The following is a 17,281-nucleotide window of genomic DNA, read 5'->3' as shown; positions in this document are numbered from 1 at the left end:
TAAGTTTAAAAAAAGCCCTTATATAGGGATTCCATTCACAAAATAAGGAAAACAAAATGAGCGAAGTATTACACATTAATGACGCAGATTTTGAAAGTGTTGTAGTTAATTCAAATATCCCCGTTTTATTAGACTTTTGGGCACCTTGGTGTGGTCCTTGCAAAATGATTGCTCCAGTGTTAGATAAACTTGCGCCTGAATTTGCAGGTAAAGTTAAAATCGTGAAAATGAATGTGGATGACAACCAAGCAACCCCAGCACAATTTGGTGTTCGTAGTATCCCAACATTATTATTGATTAAAAACGGTCAAGTTGTTGCAACTCAAGTTGGTGCATTACCAAAAACTCAATTGGCTAACTTCATTAACCAACATATTTAATCGTTGCTTAAAGTTATAAGTAACTTTAGAGCATTGATAAGATTGCCCCTTAATGGGGCAATTTTTTTATCTGATATTTTGAGAAACAATCTGATGCTAATCAAAGCACTTGCTCAAATTCTATATTTAAAGGAAAGGCTTTTTCTGCTCGTTGAACAATCTGATCTACGGTTTCTACCTCATCAGAACGAGGATTGATAACGCCTAAGCCTAAAATACATTTTTGTCTTAAGATTTTACTTTCTAATAACGAACTTAATTCTCCCGCTCTTGGTATAGAAAATTCGAGCATTAAAATATCAGGTAATGCCGATTCAAATAAATCTACTAATGATGTATAAGGCTCGCACAGTAATACGCTTTCATCTTTGGTCCAGTTGCCACGGCATACATGTAATGCGGTTTTGATATTTTTATTTCTTGCATACTCAAAGATTTGAGTAATTAAACGTTTTGCAAATTGTAGTTCCGCTAACTTTCTCACCTGAGTATAGATTTGCGACATAATATATCTTTATTGTGTGTTGAGAAAAACTTTCTACGAGGCGGATATTATTATGCTCAGTTTCTTTTTTCTATTATTTAATTCAAAATAATTTCAGTAATGTGACGTGGATCAAGAAAAAATCTGGCAAGCATTTTCCCATGTGACTTTTTTAATCAATTCAGCAGGTTCATTTCTTAAGACACAAAGGGCTTTGAAACTTTCCACAATACGTTCTGGTCGATTAGGTTGGCCTTGAAAACCAAATACAGGCATATCTGGACTGTCTGTTTCCAACACTAAGGCGTCAAGTGGTAGTTTTGTAATCGCTTGACGAGTTTTATTAGCTCGTTCATAAGTGATGGTGCCGCCAACTCCGATTTTATAGCCTAAATCAACAAAGCGTTTTGCTTGATCGTAGCTTCCTGAAAAACCGTGTACCACGCCAAGTTTAGATAATGGAATACGTTTTAAAAAAGTAAAAATTTGATCATGTGTTTTTCGACTGTGAATATTGACGGGTAAATTAAATTGTTTTGCCAAATAAAGTTGGCTTTCAAAAAAATGACATTGCTTTGCCCAAAGTTCATCGGTGAGCAAATCGGGAATCGCGCGTTCCAAACCAATTTCTGCCACCGCCGTGCAATTTGTATCACGATTTTTTAAGGCTTGTTCTAACAGAATCAAATCATTTTCGGCGTGTGCTTTAATATAAAGAGGATGTAGCCCAAGCCCATAGTGCAAATTATCAGGAAAAAGTGCGGTCATATTTTGGATTGTTTTAAAATCAGCTTCTTTCACCGCCACAATCAGTATTTTTTGCACATCGGCTTGCTTAGCATTATCAATAAGCTGTGATAAAGGTTCCCCTGTAAATTGTTGGAGATAATCGAGATGCGTGTGAGTGTCGAAGAAAGGCATGGGCATTTTCCTTTAGGTCGATAAAAAATGGCGGAATTCATCCGCCATTTGCCATTATTCTACTGAAACCGATGTAATCACTACATCTTCAGTTGGAACATCTTGATGAAAGCCTTTGTTGCCTGTTTTCACTTTTTTGATTTTATCAACAACATCCATACCTTCAACCACTTCGCCAAATACTGCATAGCCCCATTCTTGAACGACTTCGCGACCAAACATTTCTTTTGAACGATAATTTAAGAAATCATTGTCTGCCACGTTAATGAAAAATTGTGCTGTCGCTGAATGTGGATCTGAAGTGCGAGCCATTGCAATGGTTCCACGTTTGTTACTTAAACGATTGTTCGCTTCATTTTGGATTGGGGCTTTAGTTGCTTTTTCGCGCATACCGCTTTCCATACCGCCACCTTGAATCATAAAGCCATCAATAACACGATGAAAAATTGTGTTATTATAAAAACCTTCTTTGCAGTAATTTAAGAAGTTTTCTGCTGTAACTGGAGCTTTATCAAAATCCAATTTAATTTTAATGTCGCCAAAGTTTGTGTGTAATGTAACCATTTTGTTTTCCCTCTAAAAAATTAAGGGTTGTATTATTCCACAATCGAGGTAAAAGTGCTATAAAAGTGCGGTTTGTTTTTATTTCATTTTACGAGCTTAAAAATGCTAAAAATTTTCAATACCTTAACGAGAGAAAAAGAAATCTTTAAACCTATCCACGAAAATAAAGTGGGAATGTATGTTTGTGGTGTCACTGTTTATGATTTATGCCATATCGGTCATGGACGCACTTTTGTGTGTTTTGATGTGATTGCCCGTTATTTGCGTTCTTTGGGTTACGATTTAACTTATGTACGTAATATTACGGACGTAGATGACAAAATTATTAAACGTGCGTTAGAAAACAAAGAAACCTGCGATCAGTTAGTGGATCGCATGGTGCAGGAAATGTATAAAGATTTTGATGCACTTAATGTATTACGCCCTGATTTTGAACCTCGTGCGACGCATCATATTCCAGAAATTATTGAAATTGTGGAAAAATTAATTAAACGCGGACATGCTTATGTTGCGGATAATGGGGACGTGATGTTTGATGTAGAAAGCTTCAAAGAATACGGCAAATTATCCCGTCAAGATCTTGAGCAATTACAAGCTGGTGCACGTATTGAAATCAATGAAATCAAGAAAAATCCAATGGATTTCGTGCTTTGGAAAATGTCAAAAGAAAACGAGCCAAGTTGGGCTTCCCCTTGGGGCGCAGGTCGTCCAGGTTGGCATATTGAATGTTCAGCGATGAACTGCAAACAGCTTGGCGAACATTTTGATATTCACGGTGGTGGCTCTGATTTAATGTTCCCTCACCACGAAAATGAAATCGCACAATCTTGCTGTGCGCATGGCGGACAATATGTGAATTATTGGATTCATTCCGGCATGATCATGGTAGACAAAGAAAAAATGTCGAAATCCCTCGGCAATTTCTTCACAATTCGTGATGTATTAAACCACTACAATGCAGAAGCGGTACGTTATTTCTTATTAACAGCACATTATCGTAGCCAGCTCAATTATAGCGAAGAAAACTTGAATTTAGCACAAGGTGCGTTGGAACGTTTATACACGGCTTTACGCGGAACAGATCAAAGTGCGGTTGCTTTTGGCGGAGAAAATTTTGTTGCAACTTTCCGTGAAGCAATGGATGATGATTTTAATACGCCAAATGCACTTTCTGTTTTATTCGAAATGGCACGTGAAATTAATAAGTTAAAAACAGAAGATGTTGAGAAAGTTAATGGACTTGCTGCACGTTTGCGTGAATTGGGTGCGATTTTAGGATTACTTCAACAAGAACCAGAGAAATTCTTACAAGCAGGTTCTAACGATGATGAAGTGGCAAAAATTGAAGCACTGATTAAACAACGCAATGAAGCGCGTGCGGCTAAAGATTGGTCTGCCGCAGATTCAGCACGTAATGAATTGACAGCTATGGGCATCGTATTAGAAGATGGGCCGAATGGAACAACTTGGCGTAAGCAATAAATTTAAACGTTAAATCACTTTCATTAAAAAGACTAAGTTCGGTATTCAATCGAACTTAGTCTTTTTATTTTTTCATCATTTCTTAATATAGGATTTTAATGTCTGTTCCACTTCATAAATCCAATCCAACTCATGTTGAGTGAAACCTGCTTGAATACGAGCATCGGTATTAATGACACCTTTAAAAATTACAATACGATATTTGTGTAACAGCTCTGTAAAACATTTCATCGCATCTAAACCCCGTTTTTTAGAAAGGGCGTGATACCAATGATTGCCGATATACACATGGCCAATTTCATCGCGCAAAATAATATCCAAAATGTTCACTGCGGCAAAATCTTTACGTTGTGCGATTTTCTCTTGCAGAACAGGTGTTGCATCGAGGCCTCTTGCTTCTAATACACGAGGAACTAACGCCATTCGTTCCCAAATATCGTGAGCAGTGGCTTGCGCCATTTCCCATAATCCAGCATGGGCTTCAAAATCACCATATTGATAACCCAATGTTTTCAAATGTTCATTGACTAAGGAAAAGTGCGTGCTTTCTTCACGAGCGACACGCAACCAATCTTTCACAAAAGCTAAACCTTCGCCAAGTTCTTCTTGTGCATTACGCCCGAATCGCCAAGCCGCATCTAAGCCTAAATTAATCGCATTAAACTCGATATGTGCGATAGCGTGCAATGTGGCAGCATAGCCTTCTTCTGTGGCAAAAGAACGTTTTGGTACATCTTTTGGTGCAACTAAGAGCGGTTTTTCAGGAAAAGCGGCAATATTATCTTGCGGAACGACTTCGGGAAAATCTTCTAATTTAATCAACTGAATTTGTGGCAGAAGATTATCGTAGAGATCATTGACTAAACGACATTTTTCTTGTGGATTTGCTGTTTTTAGCACAGTTTCAACTTGTTGCCAAAATTGTGTAATAAGTGCGGTCATTTTTTCTCTCTTATTCGTTAAAACGGATCAAGCCTTCTTGTTGTGTTGTTGCGATTAATTGACCATCTTGCGAGAAAATCTGCCCTTGAGCCAAACCACGACCTCCAAAGGCATTATTGCTTTCAATTGCGTGCAAATGCCAGTGATTTAAATCAAACGGGCGATGGAACCAAATACTATGATCAATGGTTGCCACTTTCATTCCTTTTTGTAAAAAGCCTTTTTCGTGCGGATGAAGTGCGGTCAAAATACAGTGAAAATCGGAAAAATAAGCCAATAAACATTGCTGAATTTTTATATCAAGCGGCGTTTCACCATTGGTTTTAAACCAAGAATATTGCTCGGCTGGCAATTTTGTCCCGTTAAATGGGTTATTCAAATATTTGGTTCTCACCTCAAATGGACGCTCTGCTGCAAATTTTTCATTGAGTGGTTCTGGCAAGGTTTGAGCTACTTTTTGTAGCATCACATTTTCATCCGTAAAGTCTTCAGGCGCGCCAACATTTGGCATTGTATTTTGATGTTCAAAACCTTTTTCAGGCACTTGGAAAGAAGCGGTTACATGACAAATGGTATTTTTATGTTGAATGGCTTTTATGCGTAATGCAGAAAAGTTACGCCCTTCACGCAAGGTTTCTACATCGTAAATAATCGGATATTGACTATCTCCCGGAGCAAGAAAATAGGCATGACAAGAATGTAAAATACGATCTTCTGGTGCCACCTGCATTGCCGCTGATAATGCTTGAGCCACAACTTGCCCACCAAATACTTGGCGAAAACCTAAATCTTGGCTTTCACCACGAAAGATTAAATCATCAATTTTTTCAAGTTTAAGAAGATGAATAAGGTTATTGAGAATATCTGACATATTGCTTTCCTCGAGGATAAGAAAAAGTGCGGTTATTTTAGCGGAGATTTTTAGGAATGCCAAAGTTGGAAACAAAAAGCTTGCGATATAAAAAGGTTGAATGCTTATATTCATAATATCTTTTAGATTTGAGACTTGCTATTTTGAGTAATTAATAGCATTATTTTGATCTTTTTGAAGAAAAAGGCGATCTTCGTCATAAAATAATGATTAAAGTGCGGTTAAGATTTTGCCTAATTTTAACCGCACTTCTTTATAAAGGAGCAGATTATGTATTATGGTTTAGATATTGGTGGCACGAAAATAGAGCTTGCCGTATTCAATGAAAAATTGGAAAAATTATATTCTGAACGGGTGCCAACACCTAAAACCGACTATGAAGAATGGCTTAACACGATTGTGGATTTAGTGAATCGTGCTGATGAAAAGTTTGGTGAAATAGGCACCGTTGGTTTGGGCGTACCTGGTTTTGTTAATCAACAAACTGGATTAGCCGAAATTACCAATATTCGTGTGGCATATAATAAACCAATTTTACGCGATCTGTCTGTGCGTTTAGGCCGTGAAGTGAGGGCAGAAAATGATGCAAATTGTTTTGCGTTATCTGAAGCCTGGGATGTAGAAAATCAGCAATATCCGACTGTACTTGGTTTAATTCTTGGGACTGGTTTTGGTGGTGGCTTTGTCTTAAACGGTAACGTTCATTCAGGTCAAATGGGAATGGCAGGAGAGCTTGGTCATTTACAACTAAACTATCATGCCTTGAAATTATTAGGATGGGATAAAGCCCCCATTTATCAATGCGGTTGTGGCAACAAGGCTTGTTTGGATAATTATCTGTCTGGGCGTGGTTTTGAAATGCTTTATCGAGATTTGAAAGGCGAAACATTATCTGCTCGTGAAATTATTAATTTGTTCTATCAAGGCAATGAAAGTGCGGTAGATTTTGTGAATCTTTTTGTTGAGTTGGCGGCGATTTCTATTGGCAATATCATTACGGCATTTGATCCGCATATGATTGTGTTAGGTGGTGGATTATCTAATTTTGATTATCTTTATGAGGCTTTACCAAAAGCGCTTCCGCCTCATTTGATGCGGACAGCAAAAGTTCCACCAATCAAAAAAGCGAAACACGGCGATTCTGGTGGTGTGCGTGGTGCGGCAGCGTTGTTTTTAACCAAATAATTCAACAAACTAGTGGGGCGTATTCAAATAATACGCCCTTTGTTTTGGAAAATATTTAGAATATTCTAAATTTATTAGATTTTTTCTTGTTTGTGTTTATTTTATTTAGAGAAATCATTAAAAAATCTCGCCTTTTCATTGAAAAACTATACAATCAAATTATTTATCGCTTGAGGGATGATTATGGAATTTGAATTTTCAAAAATGTTAGAAGAAGTGCTAACTTGGATAGTCGCACACCTTGATGGACCTTTATGGGATGCCACCATTATTATTTTGCTTGGGACTGGTCTATTTTTTACCATTACAACAGGATTTGTGCAGTTCCGTTTATTCCCTGCAAGCCTTCGTGAAATGTGGTTTGGTCGTTCGGTGGAGGGAAGTTCATTAACACCTTTCCAAGCGTTTACAACAGGTCTTGCGAGCCGCGTTGGTGTGGGTAACATTGGTGGGGTTGCAACGGCGATCGCCTTAGGGGGCGAAGGCGCAGTGTTTTGGATGTGGGTAACGGCATTTATTGGTATGTCGAGTGCTTTCGCTGAATCTACCCTTGCTCAATTATTTAAAATTCAAGATAAAGATGGATCATTCCGTGGCGGCCCTGCTTATTATATTGTACAAGGTTTAAAATCACGTTGTATGGCAGTGGCTTTTGCGCTTGCATTAATTTTTACATTTGGTTTCGCATTTAATTCTGTGCAGGCGAACTCTATTGTTGAAGCGACGAGCAATGCGTGGAATTGGAAAGGAGAATATGTCGGCATTTCATTAGTAATTTTGACCGCACTTATTATTTTCGGTGGCGTTAAGCGTATTGCGATTATTTCGAGCAACCTTGTGCCAATGATGGCACTTTTCTATTTGATTATGGCGGTGATTATTCTTGGAATGCATATAGATATGATTCCTTCCGTGATTCATCGTATCGTTCAAAGTGCATTTAGTTTTGACGCAGCAGCTGGCGGAATGTTTGGTGCGCTGGTATCAAAAGCAATGATGATGGGGATTAAACGTGGTTTATTCTCAAACGAAGCGGGGATGGGGTCTGCGCCTAATTCGGCTGCAGCAGCTCACGTGAAGCATCCAGTTAGCCAAGGTTTAGTGCAAATGCTCGGTGTGTTTGTTGATACTATGATCGTTTGTACTTGTACTGCCGTTATTATTTTGCTTTCCAATAATTATGGTAGCGAAACGCTCAAAAGTATCTCACTTACGCAAAATGCTTTGCAATATCACATAGGTGAATTTGGGGTGCATTTCCTAGCGTTTATCTTATTGTTATTCGCTTATTCTTCTATTATTGGTAACTATGCTTATGCGGAAAGTAATATCCGTTTTATTAAAAACAAATCTTGGTTTGTATTGTTGTTCCGTTTAATGGTGCTATTCTTCGTGTATTTTGGTTCGGTTCGTTCAGGTAATGTGGTATGGAATTTCGCAGATACTGTAATGGCAGTCATGGCAATCATTAACTTGATCGCAATTTTGATGTTGTCGCCAATCGTATGGAAATTAATGAAGGATTATCAACGCCAGCTTAAAGAAGGAAAAACACCAGAGTTTAAAATTGACGAACACCCTGAATTGCGTAAGAAAATATTTGATTCTCGCATTTGGAAATAAAGATAAAATGGCTAGAAAGAGATTATCTACCTTTCCAAAGAGTTAGATTATTATTTAAAGAAATTTTTTGATATTGTTTCAGGCTTGGTTCTTCTAGTTCAGACTGAATAAACTATTGCCGGCACTTTTTACCGCCCTCGTGCCGGCTATTCCAAACTGCTTTGAAAACTGACCGCTCTTTAGCTTACTTCAAAAATGCCGCATGATAGGCAATATGCTCGCCAATAAAACTGGCGATGAAGTAATAGCTATGATCGTAGCCTTTGTGGAAGCGCACATCGACTGGCTGACTTGCCACTCGACAGGTTTCGATAAAATCTTCGGTACGCAATTGTGTCGGTAAAAACTCATCTTCCAAGCCCTGATCAATGCGCATACCTTGCACTTTATAGCCTTGTTGAATGAGAGAGCTGGCATCATATTGCTGCCATTTTTCACGATCTTCCCCTAAATAAGCAGTAAAGGCTTTTTCTCCCCAAGGCACGAGGCTTGGCGACAAAATGGGTGAAAAAGCAGAAACACTTTGATAAAGTTCTCGGTTTCGCAGTGCCAATACCAATGCACCGTGTCCGCCCATTGAATGTCCCATAATAGAACGTTTGCCGTTGGTAGGGAAATTTGCTTCAATTAGAATAGGTAACTCATTCAAAATATAATCATACATTTGATAATTCGTCGCCCAAGGCTGCTCGGTCGCATTAAGATAAAAGCCCGCTCCCTGCCCTAAATCGTAAGCCGCATCATTCGGCACTTGCTCTCCGCGAGGGCTTGTATCGGGGGCAATCACAATCACTTGATGTTCTGCCGCATAACGCTGGAAGCCTGATTTGGTAATGAAATTTTGTTCTGTACAAGTTAAGCCAGAAAGCCAATAAATCACACCAAGCGGTCGATTTTCTGGATTATTTGGCAAATAAACGGCAAATTTCATTTCGCATTGAAGTGTTTGGGCATTATGTGCCCAAACTTGCTGCGAACCGCCAAAAATTTGATGTTGTTCAATCAGTTTCATAACGTACCTTAGTAATGAATAACTGTGCGGATCGATTTACCTTCGTGCATTAACTCAAAGGCTTCATTGATTTGATCGAGTGGCATTGTGTGAGTCACAAACGGTTCTAACTGAATGTCGCCTTTCATTGAATCTTCCACCATTTGTGGAAGTTCAGAGCGACCTTTCACGCCACCAAATGCTGAACCTTTCCAAACTCGGCCTGTTACCAATTGGAACGGACGCGTTGAAATTTCTTGTCCTGCACCCGCTACGCCGATGATAATGGATTGTCCCCAGCCACGGTGAGCACTTTCTAATGCTTGACGCATTACGTTTACATTACCGATACATTCAAAGGTATGGTCAATGCCCCATTTGTTGATGTCTAACAGCACATCTTTGATCGGTTTGTTGTAATCGTTTGGGTTTAAACAATCCGTTGCACCAAACTGTTTTGCCAAATCGAATTTTGCAGGATTTGTATCAATAGCAATAATACGCCCCGCTTTGGCTTGACGTGCACCTTGCACCACAGCTAAACCAATCGCTCCCAAGCCAAACACTGCAACAGAGTCTCCTTCTTGCACTTTTGCCGTGTTATGCACCGCTCCAATACCCGTGGTAACGCCGCAGCCGAGCAAACATACTTGTTCGTGGTTCGCTTCTGGGTTGATTTTCGCCAGTGACACTTCTGCAACAACAGAATATTCACTGAAAGTCGAACAGCCCATATAGTGATAAATTGGCTGACCTTCATAAGAAAAACGCGTCGTGCCATCTGGCATTAAGCCTTTACCTTGCGTATCACGTACTGAGACGCATAAGTTGGTTTTACCCGAGCGGCAAAACTCACATTCGCCACATTCAGCCGTGTAAAGAGGAATGACGTGATCACCCGGTTTTACGCTTAACACACCTTCGCCAACCGCAACAACAACACCCGCACCTTCGTGTCCTAGCACCACTGGGAATACCCCTTCAGGATCGCTTCCTGATAACGTAAATGCATCAGTATGGCACACGCCCGTGTGAGTGTTGCGGATTAACACTTCGCCTTTGCGTGGCATTTCTACGTCAATTTCCACAATTTGTAAGGGTTGGTTTGGTGAGAATGCCACCGCCGCACGAGATTTGATGGTTGAGTTGATTTGTTTAATTTCCATTGTTTTCCTCTTAATTCATTGACAAAGTTGCCTTGCCTAAGCAAGATAGCAACAGTTTACACTTTAGAGTTCACTCTAAAGCAAGTGTTTTTTACCATTTTTGTTTAAAGGGAATAAAAAGTGACTTACACCACCGCTAAAGCTGCTGAAAAAATAGGCATTTCCGCCTACACCTTACGCTTTTATGACAAAGAAGGCTTGTTACCTAATGTCGGACGTGATGAATACGGTAATCGCCGTTTTACCGACAAGGATTTGCAATGGTTAAGTTTATTACAATGCTTGAAAAATACAGGAATGAGCTTAAAAGATATCAAACGCTTTGCGGAATGTACTATCATTGGCGACGATACTATTGAAGAACGCCTGTCCTTATTTGAAAATCAAACAGAAAATGTGAAGTGTCAAATTGCCGAATTAAAACGCTATTTAGACTTACTGGAATATAAGTTAGCATTTTATCAAAAAGCCAAAGCATTAGGCTCGGTGGAAGCCGTGAATTTACCGCAGATTCCTGAAACAAGCTAAAAGGATAAAAGTGCTCACATCACAGAATTAGAAGAAAAATACAATTTTTAGAGATAGATAAATTTTAACTTTTTTATTACATAAATAAGTTAAAAATCAGGTTTTGTGATCAAGATCAGGATAACATAAAAATAATCTCCGATAGCTATTGTTCTAAATGGCTAAAAAGAGTATATTCCGAGCCAAATTTTTTCTTTTTTACAGAACGGAGTTTATTATGTTTGGTTTGTCCCCCGCTCAACTGATTATTTTATTAGTCGTTATTTTATTGATTTTTGGCACGAAAAAATTAAGAAATGCTGGTTCAGATCTTGGCGCAGCAGTGAAGGGTTTCAAAAAAGCGATGAAAGAAGATGAAAAAGTAAAAGATGCAGAATTTCAGTCTATAGATAATGAAACAGCTTCTGCAAAAAAAGAAAGTATAAAAGAGAAAGAACAGGCTTAATCCGTGTTTGATATTGGTTTTTCAGAACTTATTTTGCTAATGATTTTGGGATTAGTTGTATTAGGCCCAAAACGTTTGCCTATAGCAATTCGCACCGTAATGGATTGGGTAAAAACGATTCGTGGTTTAGCTGCTAACGTTCAAAATGAGTTAAAACAAGAACTAAAATTGCAAGAATTACAAGATAGCATTAAAAAAGCGGAATCCCTTAACTTGCAAGCCCTTTCACCAGAATTGAGTAAAACGGTGGAAGAATTAAAAGCTCAAGCAGATAAGATGAAAGCGGAGCTAGAAGATAAAGCAGCTCAAGCTGGTACAACGGTGGAAGATCAAATCAAAGAAATCAAAAGTGTGGCTGAAAATGCAGAAAAGCCTCAAAATGCAATCTCAGTTGAGGAGGCTGCAGAAACTTCATCTGAAGCAGAAAAAACACCTACAGATTTGACCGTACTTGAAACTCACGAGAAAGCAGAACTGAACACACATTTATTTAGCTATTATCCTCCTGATGATATTGAAATCGCTCCAGCGTCAAAATCTCAATCTTCAAAAACTAAATCATAGCGAGTTTTTATGAGTAATGTGGATGAATCTCAACCTTTAATTACGCACCTTGTTGAGCTAAGAAACCGTTTATTACGCTGTGTAATTTGTGTGGTATTGGTTTTTGTTGCTTTGGTGTACTTTTCCAATGATATTTATCATTTTGTTGCAGCACCTTTAACGGCTGTTATGCCAAAAGGCGCAACAATGATTGCAACCAATATTCAAACTCCTTTCTTTACGCCAATTAAATTAACTGTGATTGTTGCAATTTTTATTTCTGTTCCTTATTTGCTTTATCAAATTTGGGCTTTTATTGCACCTGCTTTATATCAGCACGAAAAACGGATGATTTATCCGTTGTTATTTTCTAGTACGATTTTATTTTATTGCGGTGTTGCTTTTGCTTACTATGTCGTCTTTCCTTTTGTATTCAGCTTCTTTACACAAACAGCCCCAGAAGGTGTTGCCATCGCAACAGATATTAGTAGTTATTTAGATTTTGCTTTAGCGTTATTTTTAGCTTTTGGCGTTTGTTTTGAAGTGCCAATTGCGATTATTCTACTTTGCTGGACTGGTATTACCACTGTAAAGGCTCTTTCCGAAAAACGCCCTTATATTATTGTTGCGGCATTTTTTATTGGAATGCTTTTAACGCCTCCTGATGTTTTTTCACAAACTTTGCTTGCCGTACCGATGTGCTTGCTGTTTGAGCTAGGTCTATTGGTTGCTCGATTTTATCAACCAAAAGACGATGAAAGTGCGGTTGAAAATAATGATGAATCAGAAAAAACACAATGATGAATTGAGTTGTTAATAGTATGGGGGCTTTGCCCCCGTTTTTATTATATTGATATAACCCTAATTTTGTTTTTTCATAAAACATATTTTCGTAGTGATTTACTAGAAATATGATTTGTAGTCTGTTCTATATTTTTATTGAAAATATCATTACTTGATGGTTTATTGTAGTTTTTTATTTTTTATCTAATAAATACGATATTTTTTAGATAATTTCTTTACTTTTTCCTTTTCTTTAAATTTCCTTTATAAAAATGGTTGCAAGATTAAATTAGCCATTGCATATTGTCTATGCGCCTCACAAGGCGAAGACAATAAAAATACAATACACACAACATCAACAAAGAGGGAAATTCATTATGTCAAAAGTTGCTTCCTTAGACGCATTTTTAACAAAAGTTGTTCAACGCGATGGTCATCAACCTGAATTTTTACAAGCGGTTCGCGAGGTATTCACATCAATTTGGCCTTTTTTAGAAGCCAATCCTAAATATCGTTCAGAAGCATTATTAGAACGTTTAGTTGAACCAGAACGTGCATTTCAATTCCGTGTGGCGTGGACTGATGATAAAGGGCAAGTGCAAGTAAACCGAGCATTTCGTGTACAATTTAATAGTGCCATAGGCCCATTTAAAGGGGGAATGCGTTTCCATCCATCAGTAAATTTATCTATCTTAAAATTCTTAGGTTTTGAGCAAATCTTTAAAAATGCTTTAACAACATTGCCTATGGGCGGGGCAAAAGGCGGTTCAGATTTTGATCCTAAAGGCAAATCTGATGCTGAAGTTATGCGTTTTTGCCAAGCATTAATGACTGAACTTTATCGTCACGTAGGAGCTGATACAGATGTTCCCGCAGGCGATATAGGCGTCGGTGGGCGCGAAGTTGGCTATTTAGCTGGCTATATGAAAAAATTATCAAACCAATCAGCCTGTGTTTTCACTGGTCGCGGTCTTTCTTTTGGTGGTAGTTTAATTCGTCCAGAAGCAACGGGATATGGATTAGTTTATTTTGCTCAAGCAATGCTTGCTGAAAAAGGCGATAGTTTTGCAGGTAAAGTAGTTTCAGTTTCTGGTTCTGGTAATGTAGCACAATACGCTATTGAAAAAGCATTATCTCTTGGTGCAAAAGTAGTAACTTGTTCTGATGCATCAGGTTATGTTTATGATCCAAATGGATTTACTACTGAAAAATTAGCCGTACTTTTCGATATTAAAAATACAAAACGTGGGCGTGTGAAAGATTATGCAGAACAGTTTGGTTTGCAATATTTTGAAGGTAAACGCCCTTGGGAAGTGCAAGTTGATATTGCACTTCCTTGTGCAACTCAAAATGAATTAGAACTTTCTGATGCACAACGTTTAATTAAAAATGGTGTGAAATTAGTGGCTGAAGGTGCGAATATGCCAACAACAATTGAAGCAACAGAAGCATTACTAGCTGCAGATGTATTATTTGGCCCGGGTAAAGCTGCCAACGCTGGTGGTGTTGCTACTTCTGGTTTAGAAATGGCACAAAGTTCACAACGTTTATATTGGACAGCGGAAGAAGTGGACGCTCAATTACATCGCATTATGTTAGATATTCACGCAAACTGTAAAAAATACGGCACAATTGAAGGTCAAGAAAACATTAACTATGTTGTTGGGGCAAATGTAGCAGGCTTTGTTAAGGTGGCTGATGCAATGTTAGCCCAAGGCGTTTATTAACAAATAAAAAAGTTAAACTAAATAACCGCACTGTAATAAAGTGCGGTTATTTTTTAGGATGAAATTTGAATATAAGAAAGGCGACATTTTGTCGCCTTAGATATTATTTATTTTGAATTGTTTTCGTCACAATGATTAATATCACTGCATTTGCCGTAAAGATACACGTTATGCGTTTTTAATTTTATGCCGTATTTTTCACTGATTTCACGCTGACGTTGTTCAATAATATTATCCGTAAATTCAAATACTTTACCGCAATCTTCACAAATAATATGATCGTGATGTTCTGTTGGAGCAAGCTCAAAAACGGATTTATTTCCCTCAAAATTATGACGGATCACAATATGCGCTTCATCAAATTGATTAAGCACACGATAAACTGTGGCTAATCCAATTTCACTACCTTGTTCCAGCAAAATTTTATAAACTTCTTCTGCAGAAAAATGTTCATTTTTATGATTTTGCATTAAAGCGAGAATAGTTAAGCGAGGCTCTGTAATTTTTAATCCCGCTTTTTTGAGTAATTTAATATTTTCTTCAGACATAATTTTTCTTCCTATTATGCACAAAATACTAAGCCAATTCAGCTAAGCACATTTCATCATAAATTTGTTTACACCATTTTTCTACACGCTCTGCGGTAAGCTCTGGTTGGCGATCTTCATCAATACATAATCCGATGAAAGTGCCATCTTCCAATAAGGCTTTCGAAGCTTCAAAATTATAGCCTTCTGTTGGCCAATTTCCTACCACAATTGCACCGTGTGGCTCTATAATATCGCGCACAGTTCCGATAGCATCACAGAAATAATCTGCATAATCTTCTTGATCGCCACAACCGAAAATACCTACAAGTTTATCTGTAAAATCGATTTCTTCTAGTGTTGGGAAAAAGTCATCCCAGTCTGCTTGTGCTTCGCCGTAATACCAAGTTGGGATACCGAAAAGCAAGAAATCGTATGCTTCAATATCTTCTTTGCTACTTTTGGCAATATCACGAATATCAATTAAATCACTACCTAATTGTTTTTGGATTTGTTTTGCGATGTTTTCAGTGTTTCCAGTATCACTACCATAAAAAAGACCAACTATTGCCATTTTTATTTCCTTTTTTATATTAAATTTAATCTATTGATTATAAGGCTTATCCAAATTTGGCGAACTATATCATAAAAGCATTCTCACTTAAACTACTTAATTCTTATTTAGAAATCGTTTAATTGCACGAATAACAAAATCAGGTTTTTCGGCGTGAACCCAGTGTCCACTGCCATTAATCGTAAAGGCAGTTGCATTAGGAAATTGTTCTAGAATTTTTTCGCTATTTTCTATTTTTATATAAGAGGAATTTCCACCCTTAATAAAAAGAGTTGGCGTAAATACACGTACTTTTTCCCAATCCATAATATTGGCATAATTGTTAAAAAGCGCGGTAAGATTAAAACGAAAACAATCAGCTGAATTAACATCAAAAGATTTCAACATAAATTGTACAACGTCTTCATCATTAATTTCTTGTTTTAAAATCGGTTTGGCTTGCTGACGATTTTCAGGCTTTGCATTTTTTACCGCAAATAGACCATTAAAAACATCTTTATGACCAAATCCCTCATAAGGCATAGGAGACATATCAATTACGATTAATTTTTCGACTAATTCTGGGCAAAGTGCGGTGATTTTCATGGCGGTTTTTCCCCCCATAGAATGACCAATTAATATCACTTTGGATAAATTTAAGTGGCGGATTACTGCGATAACATCTTCAGCCATCAGTTGATAATTCATTTTTTCCGAATGAAAACTATGGCCGTGATTGCGTAAATCAATACGTAAAATACTGTAATGTTCACTAAAAGCTCTCGCGATAACGCCGAGATTATCCATATCGCCGAATAAACCGTGAATAAAAATTAAAACAGGTGTATTAATCGTTTGTTTTACTTGATGAAATTGATAATTGAGTAATGATTTTGCCATAATTTTTACGTGAGAATTTGTAAAGAAGTCGTTATAATTGAAAAAAATTTTAGCAAACAGAGAGATAAAAATGAAGATCATTGAAGTAGATGAAGAATTATACCAATATATTGCGAGCCAAACCCGCTCTATTGGAGAAAGTGCTTCGGATATTTTACGCCGTTTGCTTAGTTTACCTGTGCATACTTCAATTGTTAATGATTTAATTATTACTTCAGTAGAAACAGATCAAAAGCCAAAACAGACTATCAATGTGAAAGAAGTAAATATCAAAACAACAAAAAAGCAATCAATAACCGCAATTAATCAGATTGTAGAAAAAGTCCAAACTTTATTAAATTCAACTGAATTTCAAGAAGAAAGTAAGGCTGTTGTACGTTTCTTAGCGATTTTACGTGTGCTTTATCGTACAAATCCTGAAAGTTTTGCTCAAGCCACAGAATCTTTACAGGGACGTACACGGGTCTATTTTGCTCGTGATGAAGCGACATTATTAATGGCGGGTAACCATACTAAACCAAAGCAAATTCCAGATACGCCTTATTGGGTTATTACCAATACAAATAGCGGACGAAAAATGTTAATGCTAGAAGGTGCAATGCAATCTATGGAATTACCTGAAACATTGATTGATGAAGTGCGATCATATTTCACGGTAAATTAATA

20 protein-coding genes are annotated in these 17,281 nt (G+C 37.6%); 10 read left to right on the top strand and 10 right to left on the bottom strand.

Annotated elements, in window-relative coordinates; genetic code table 11:
- The first annotated feature begins 56 nt into the window (after positions 1-56).
- Positions 57-380: a thioredoxin gene (trxA, locus tag ACPT8O_RS07855; protein WP_021034972.1), complete on the top strand. Its 324-nt coding sequence runs from the start codon at positions 57-59 to the stop codon at positions 378-380.
- A 100-nt stretch (positions 381-480) separates the two neighbouring features.
- On the opposite strand, the gene ACPT8O_RS07850 is transcribed toward trxA, so the two are convergent.
- From ACPT8O_RS07850 to ACPT8O_RS07840, 3 genes are all read right to left on the bottom strand, one after another.
- Positions 481-885, bottom strand: coding sequence for a hypothetical protein (locus ACPT8O_RS07850; RefSeq protein WP_227894290.1), 405 nt, complete (start codon positions 883-885; stop codon positions 481-483).
- 111 nt (positions 886-996) lie between these two features.
- Positions 997-1,785, bottom strand: a complete 789-nt coding sequence (locus tag ACPT8O_RS07845; RefSeq protein WP_021034974.1) for a TatD family hydrolase — start codon at positions 1,783-1,785, stop codon at positions 997-999.
- Between the two features lie 54 nt (positions 1,786-1,839).
- Complete coding sequence (locus tag ACPT8O_RS07840) at positions 1,840-2,349, bottom strand: peptidylprolyl isomerase (protein WP_005690982.1); 510 nt, start codon at positions 2,347-2,349, stop codon at positions 1,840-1,842.
- Between the two features lie 102 nt (positions 2,350-2,451).
- Between ACPT8O_RS07840 and cysS the strand changes: the two genes are divergently transcribed.
- A complete protein-coding gene (gene cysS / locus ACPT8O_RS07835) occupies positions 2,452-3,831 on the top strand; it encodes a cysteine--tRNA ligase (RefSeq protein ID WP_021034975.1) in 1,380 nt (459 codons plus the stop codon).
- A 75-nt stretch (positions 3,832-3,906) separates the two neighbouring features.
- Here cysS and ACPT8O_RS07830 read toward each other — a convergent pair whose 3' ends face one another.
- A complete protein-coding gene (locus tag ACPT8O_RS07830) occupies positions 3,907-4,773 on the bottom strand; it encodes a ferritin-like domain-containing protein (protein ID WP_021034976.1) in 867 nt (288 codons plus the stop codon).
- Between the two features lie 10 nt (positions 4,774-4,783).
- Positions 4,784-5,644 (bottom strand): acyl-CoA thioesterase II, encoded by an 861-nt coding sequence (tesB, locus tag ACPT8O_RS07825; RefSeq protein WP_041175306.1) that lies wholly within the window; start codon positions 5,642-5,644, stop codon positions 4,784-4,786.
- Between the two features lie 270 nt (positions 5,645-5,914).
- On the opposite strand from tesB, the gene nagK reads away from it, so the two are divergent.
- Together nagK and ACPT8O_RS07815 are read left to right on the top strand one after the other, a co-directional pair.
- Complete coding sequence (gene nagK / locus ACPT8O_RS07820; RefSeq protein WP_021034978.1) at positions 5,915-6,829, top strand: N-acetylglucosamine kinase; 915 nt, start codon at positions 5,915-5,917, stop codon at positions 6,827-6,829.
- A gap of 183 nt (positions 6,830-7,012) precedes the next feature.
- A complete protein-coding gene (locus tag ACPT8O_RS07815) occupies positions 7,013-8,452 on the top strand; it encodes an alanine/glycine:cation symporter family protein (RefSeq protein WP_021034979.1) in 1,440 nt (479 codons plus the stop codon).
- Between the two features lie 184 nt (positions 8,453-8,636).
- Here the strand turns inward: ACPT8O_RS07815 and fghA are convergent, their stop codons facing one another.
- Together fghA and ACPT8O_RS07805 are read right to left on the bottom strand one after the other, a co-directional pair.
- Complete coding sequence (fghA, locus tag ACPT8O_RS07810) at positions 8,637-9,464, bottom strand: S-formylglutathione hydrolase (RefSeq protein WP_021034980.1); 828 nt, start codon at positions 9,462-9,464, stop codon at positions 8,637-8,639.
- A gap of 8 nt (positions 9,465-9,472) precedes the next feature.
- The gene (locus ACPT8O_RS07805) at positions 9,473-10,609 is read right to left on the bottom strand and encodes an S-(hydroxymethyl)glutathione dehydrogenase/class III alcohol dehydrogenase (protein ID WP_021034981.1); all 1,137 of its coding nucleotides are present in this window, start codon (positions 10,607-10,609) and stop codon (positions 9,473-9,475) included.
- Between the two features lie 120 nt (positions 10,610-10,729).
- On the opposite strand from ACPT8O_RS07805, the gene ACPT8O_RS07800 reads away from it, so the two are divergent.
- From ACPT8O_RS07800 to gdhA, 5 genes are all read left to right on the top strand, one after another.
- Positions 10,730-11,137, top strand: a complete 408-nt coding sequence (locus ACPT8O_RS07800) for a MerR family transcriptional regulator (RefSeq protein WP_005671199.1) — start codon at positions 10,730-10,732, stop codon at positions 11,135-11,137.
- A gap of 217 nt (positions 11,138-11,354) precedes the next feature.
- The gene (tatA, locus tag ACPT8O_RS07795) at positions 11,355-11,582 is read left to right on the top strand and encodes a twin-arginine translocase TatA/TatE family subunit (RefSeq protein WP_021034982.1); all 228 of its coding nucleotides are present in this window, start codon (positions 11,355-11,357) and stop codon (positions 11,580-11,582) included.
- Between the two features lie 3 nt (positions 11,583-11,585).
- A complete protein-coding gene (gene tatB / locus ACPT8O_RS07790) occupies positions 11,586-12,146 on the top strand; it encodes a Sec-independent protein translocase protein TatB (RefSeq protein WP_054249370.1) in 561 nt (186 codons plus the stop codon).
- 9 nt (positions 12,147-12,155) lie between these two features.
- On the top strand, positions 12,156-12,926 hold the full coding sequence (gene tatC, locus ACPT8O_RS07785) for a twin-arginine translocase subunit TatC (protein ID WP_021034984.1): 771 nt from the start codon (positions 12,156-12,158) through the stop codon (positions 12,924-12,926).
- A 359-nt stretch (positions 12,927-13,285) separates the two neighbouring features.
- Positions 13,286-14,635, top strand: a complete 1,350-nt coding sequence (gdhA, locus tag ACPT8O_RS07780) for an NADP-specific glutamate dehydrogenase (protein ID WP_021034985.1) — start codon at positions 13,286-13,288, stop codon at positions 14,633-14,635.
- Between the two features lie 107 nt (positions 14,636-14,742).
- Here the strand turns inward: gdhA and fur are convergent, their stop codons facing one another.
- From fur to ACPT8O_RS07765, 3 genes are all read right to left on the bottom strand, one after another.
- Positions 14,743-15,183, bottom strand: a complete 441-nt coding sequence (fur, locus tag ACPT8O_RS07775) for a ferric iron uptake transcriptional regulator (protein ID WP_005664329.1) — start codon at positions 15,181-15,183, stop codon at positions 14,743-14,745.
- A gap of 28 nt (positions 15,184-15,211) precedes the next feature.
- The gene (gene fldA / locus ACPT8O_RS07770; protein WP_005648709.1) at positions 15,212-15,736 is read right to left on the bottom strand and encodes a flavodoxin FldA; all 525 of its coding nucleotides are present in this window, start codon (positions 15,734-15,736) and stop codon (positions 15,212-15,214) included.
- 96 nt (positions 15,737-15,832) lie between these two features.
- On the bottom strand, positions 15,833-16,615 hold the full coding sequence (locus tag ACPT8O_RS07765; protein ID WP_005653834.1) for an alpha/beta fold hydrolase: 783 nt from the start codon (positions 16,613-16,615) through the stop codon (positions 15,833-15,835).
- Positions 16,616-16,685: 70 nt separating this feature from the next.
- Here ACPT8O_RS07765 and seqA point away from each other — a divergent pair, with 70 nt between their 5' ends.
- Complete coding sequence (gene seqA, locus ACPT8O_RS07760; protein WP_021034986.1) at positions 16,686-17,279, top strand: replication initiation negative regulator SeqA; 594 nt, start codon at positions 16,686-16,688, stop codon at positions 17,277-17,279.
- Positions 17,280-17,281 lie beyond the last annotated feature (2 nt).

The sequence above is a fragment of the Haemophilus sp. HN_Hi08 genome (assembly GCF_049824455.1).
Lineage (GTDB): Bacteria > Pseudomonadota > Gammaproteobacteria > Enterobacterales > Pasteurellaceae > Haemophilus > Haemophilus influenzae_D.
This window is presented reverse-complemented; position numbering and strand designations above follow the sequence as displayed.

What these genes read in the sequence shown, in the direction of transcription:
- tesB (WP_041175306.1), bottom strand. Translation starts at nt 5,644, where the DNA reads ATGTCAGATATTCTCAATAACCTTATTCATCTTCTTAAACTTGAAAAA.
- ACPT8O_RS07805 (WP_021034981.1), bottom strand. Translation starts at nt 10,609, where the DNA reads ATGGAAATTAAACAAATCAACTCAACCATCAAATCTCGTGCGGCGGTG.
- ACPT8O_RS07840 (WP_005690982.1), bottom strand. Translation starts at nt 2,349, where the DNA reads ATGGTTACATTACACACAAACTTTGGCGACATTAAAATTAAATTGGAT.
- seqA (WP_021034986.1), top strand. Translation starts at nt 16,686, where the DNA reads ATGAAGATCATTGAAGTAGATGAAGAATTATACCAATATATTGCGAGC.
- tatA (WP_021034982.1), top strand. Translation starts at nt 11,355, where the DNA reads ATGTTTGGTTTGTCCCCCGCTCAACTGATTATTTTATTAGTCGTTATT.
- gdhA (WP_021034985.1), top strand. Translation starts at nt 13,286, where the DNA reads ATGTCAAAAGTTGCTTCCTTAGACGCATTTTTAACAAAAGTTGTTCAA.
- ACPT8O_RS07830 (WP_021034976.1), bottom strand. Translation starts at nt 4,773, where the DNA reads ATGACCGCACTTATTACACAATTTTGGCAACAAGTTGAAACTGTGCTA.
- cysS (WP_021034975.1), top strand. Translation starts at nt 2,452, where the DNA reads ATGCTAAAAATTTTCAATACCTTAACGAGAGAAAAAGAAATCTTTAAA.
- ACPT8O_RS07765 (WP_005653834.1), bottom strand. Translation starts at nt 16,615, where the DNA reads ATGGCAAAATCATTACTCAATTATCAATTTCATCAAGTAAAACAAACG.
- fghA (WP_021034980.1), bottom strand. Translation starts at nt 9,464, where the DNA reads ATGAAACTGATTGAACAACATCAAATTTTTGGCGGTTCGCAGCAAGTT.
- tatC (WP_021034984.1), top strand. Translation starts at nt 12,156, where the DNA reads ATGAGTAATGTGGATGAATCTCAACCTTTAATTACGCACCTTGTTGAG.
- trxA (WP_021034972.1), top strand. Translation starts at nt 57, where the DNA reads ATGAGCGAAGTATTACACATTAATGACGCAGATTTTGAAAGTGTTGTA.
- fldA (WP_005648709.1), bottom strand. Translation starts at nt 15,736, where the DNA reads ATGGCAATAGTTGGTCTTTTTTATGGTAGTGATACTGGAAACACTGAA.
- ACPT8O_RS07815 (WP_021034979.1), top strand. Translation starts at nt 7,013, where the DNA reads ATGGAATTTGAATTTTCAAAAATGTTAGAAGAAGTGCTAACTTGGATA.
- ACPT8O_RS07850 (WP_227894290.1), bottom strand. Translation starts at nt 885, where the DNA reads ATGTCGCAAATCTATACTCAGGTGAGAAAGTTAGCGGAACTACAATTT.
- ACPT8O_RS07845 (WP_021034974.1), bottom strand. Translation starts at nt 1,785, where the DNA reads ATGCCTTTCTTCGACACTCACACGCATCTCGATTATCTCCAACAATTT.
- nagK (WP_021034978.1), top strand. Translation starts at nt 5,915, where the DNA reads ATGTATTATGGTTTAGATATTGGTGGCACGAAAATAGAGCTTGCCGTA.
- fur (WP_005664329.1), bottom strand. Translation starts at nt 15,183, where the DNA reads ATGTCTGAAGAAAATATTAAATTACTCAAAAAAGCGGGATTAAAAATT.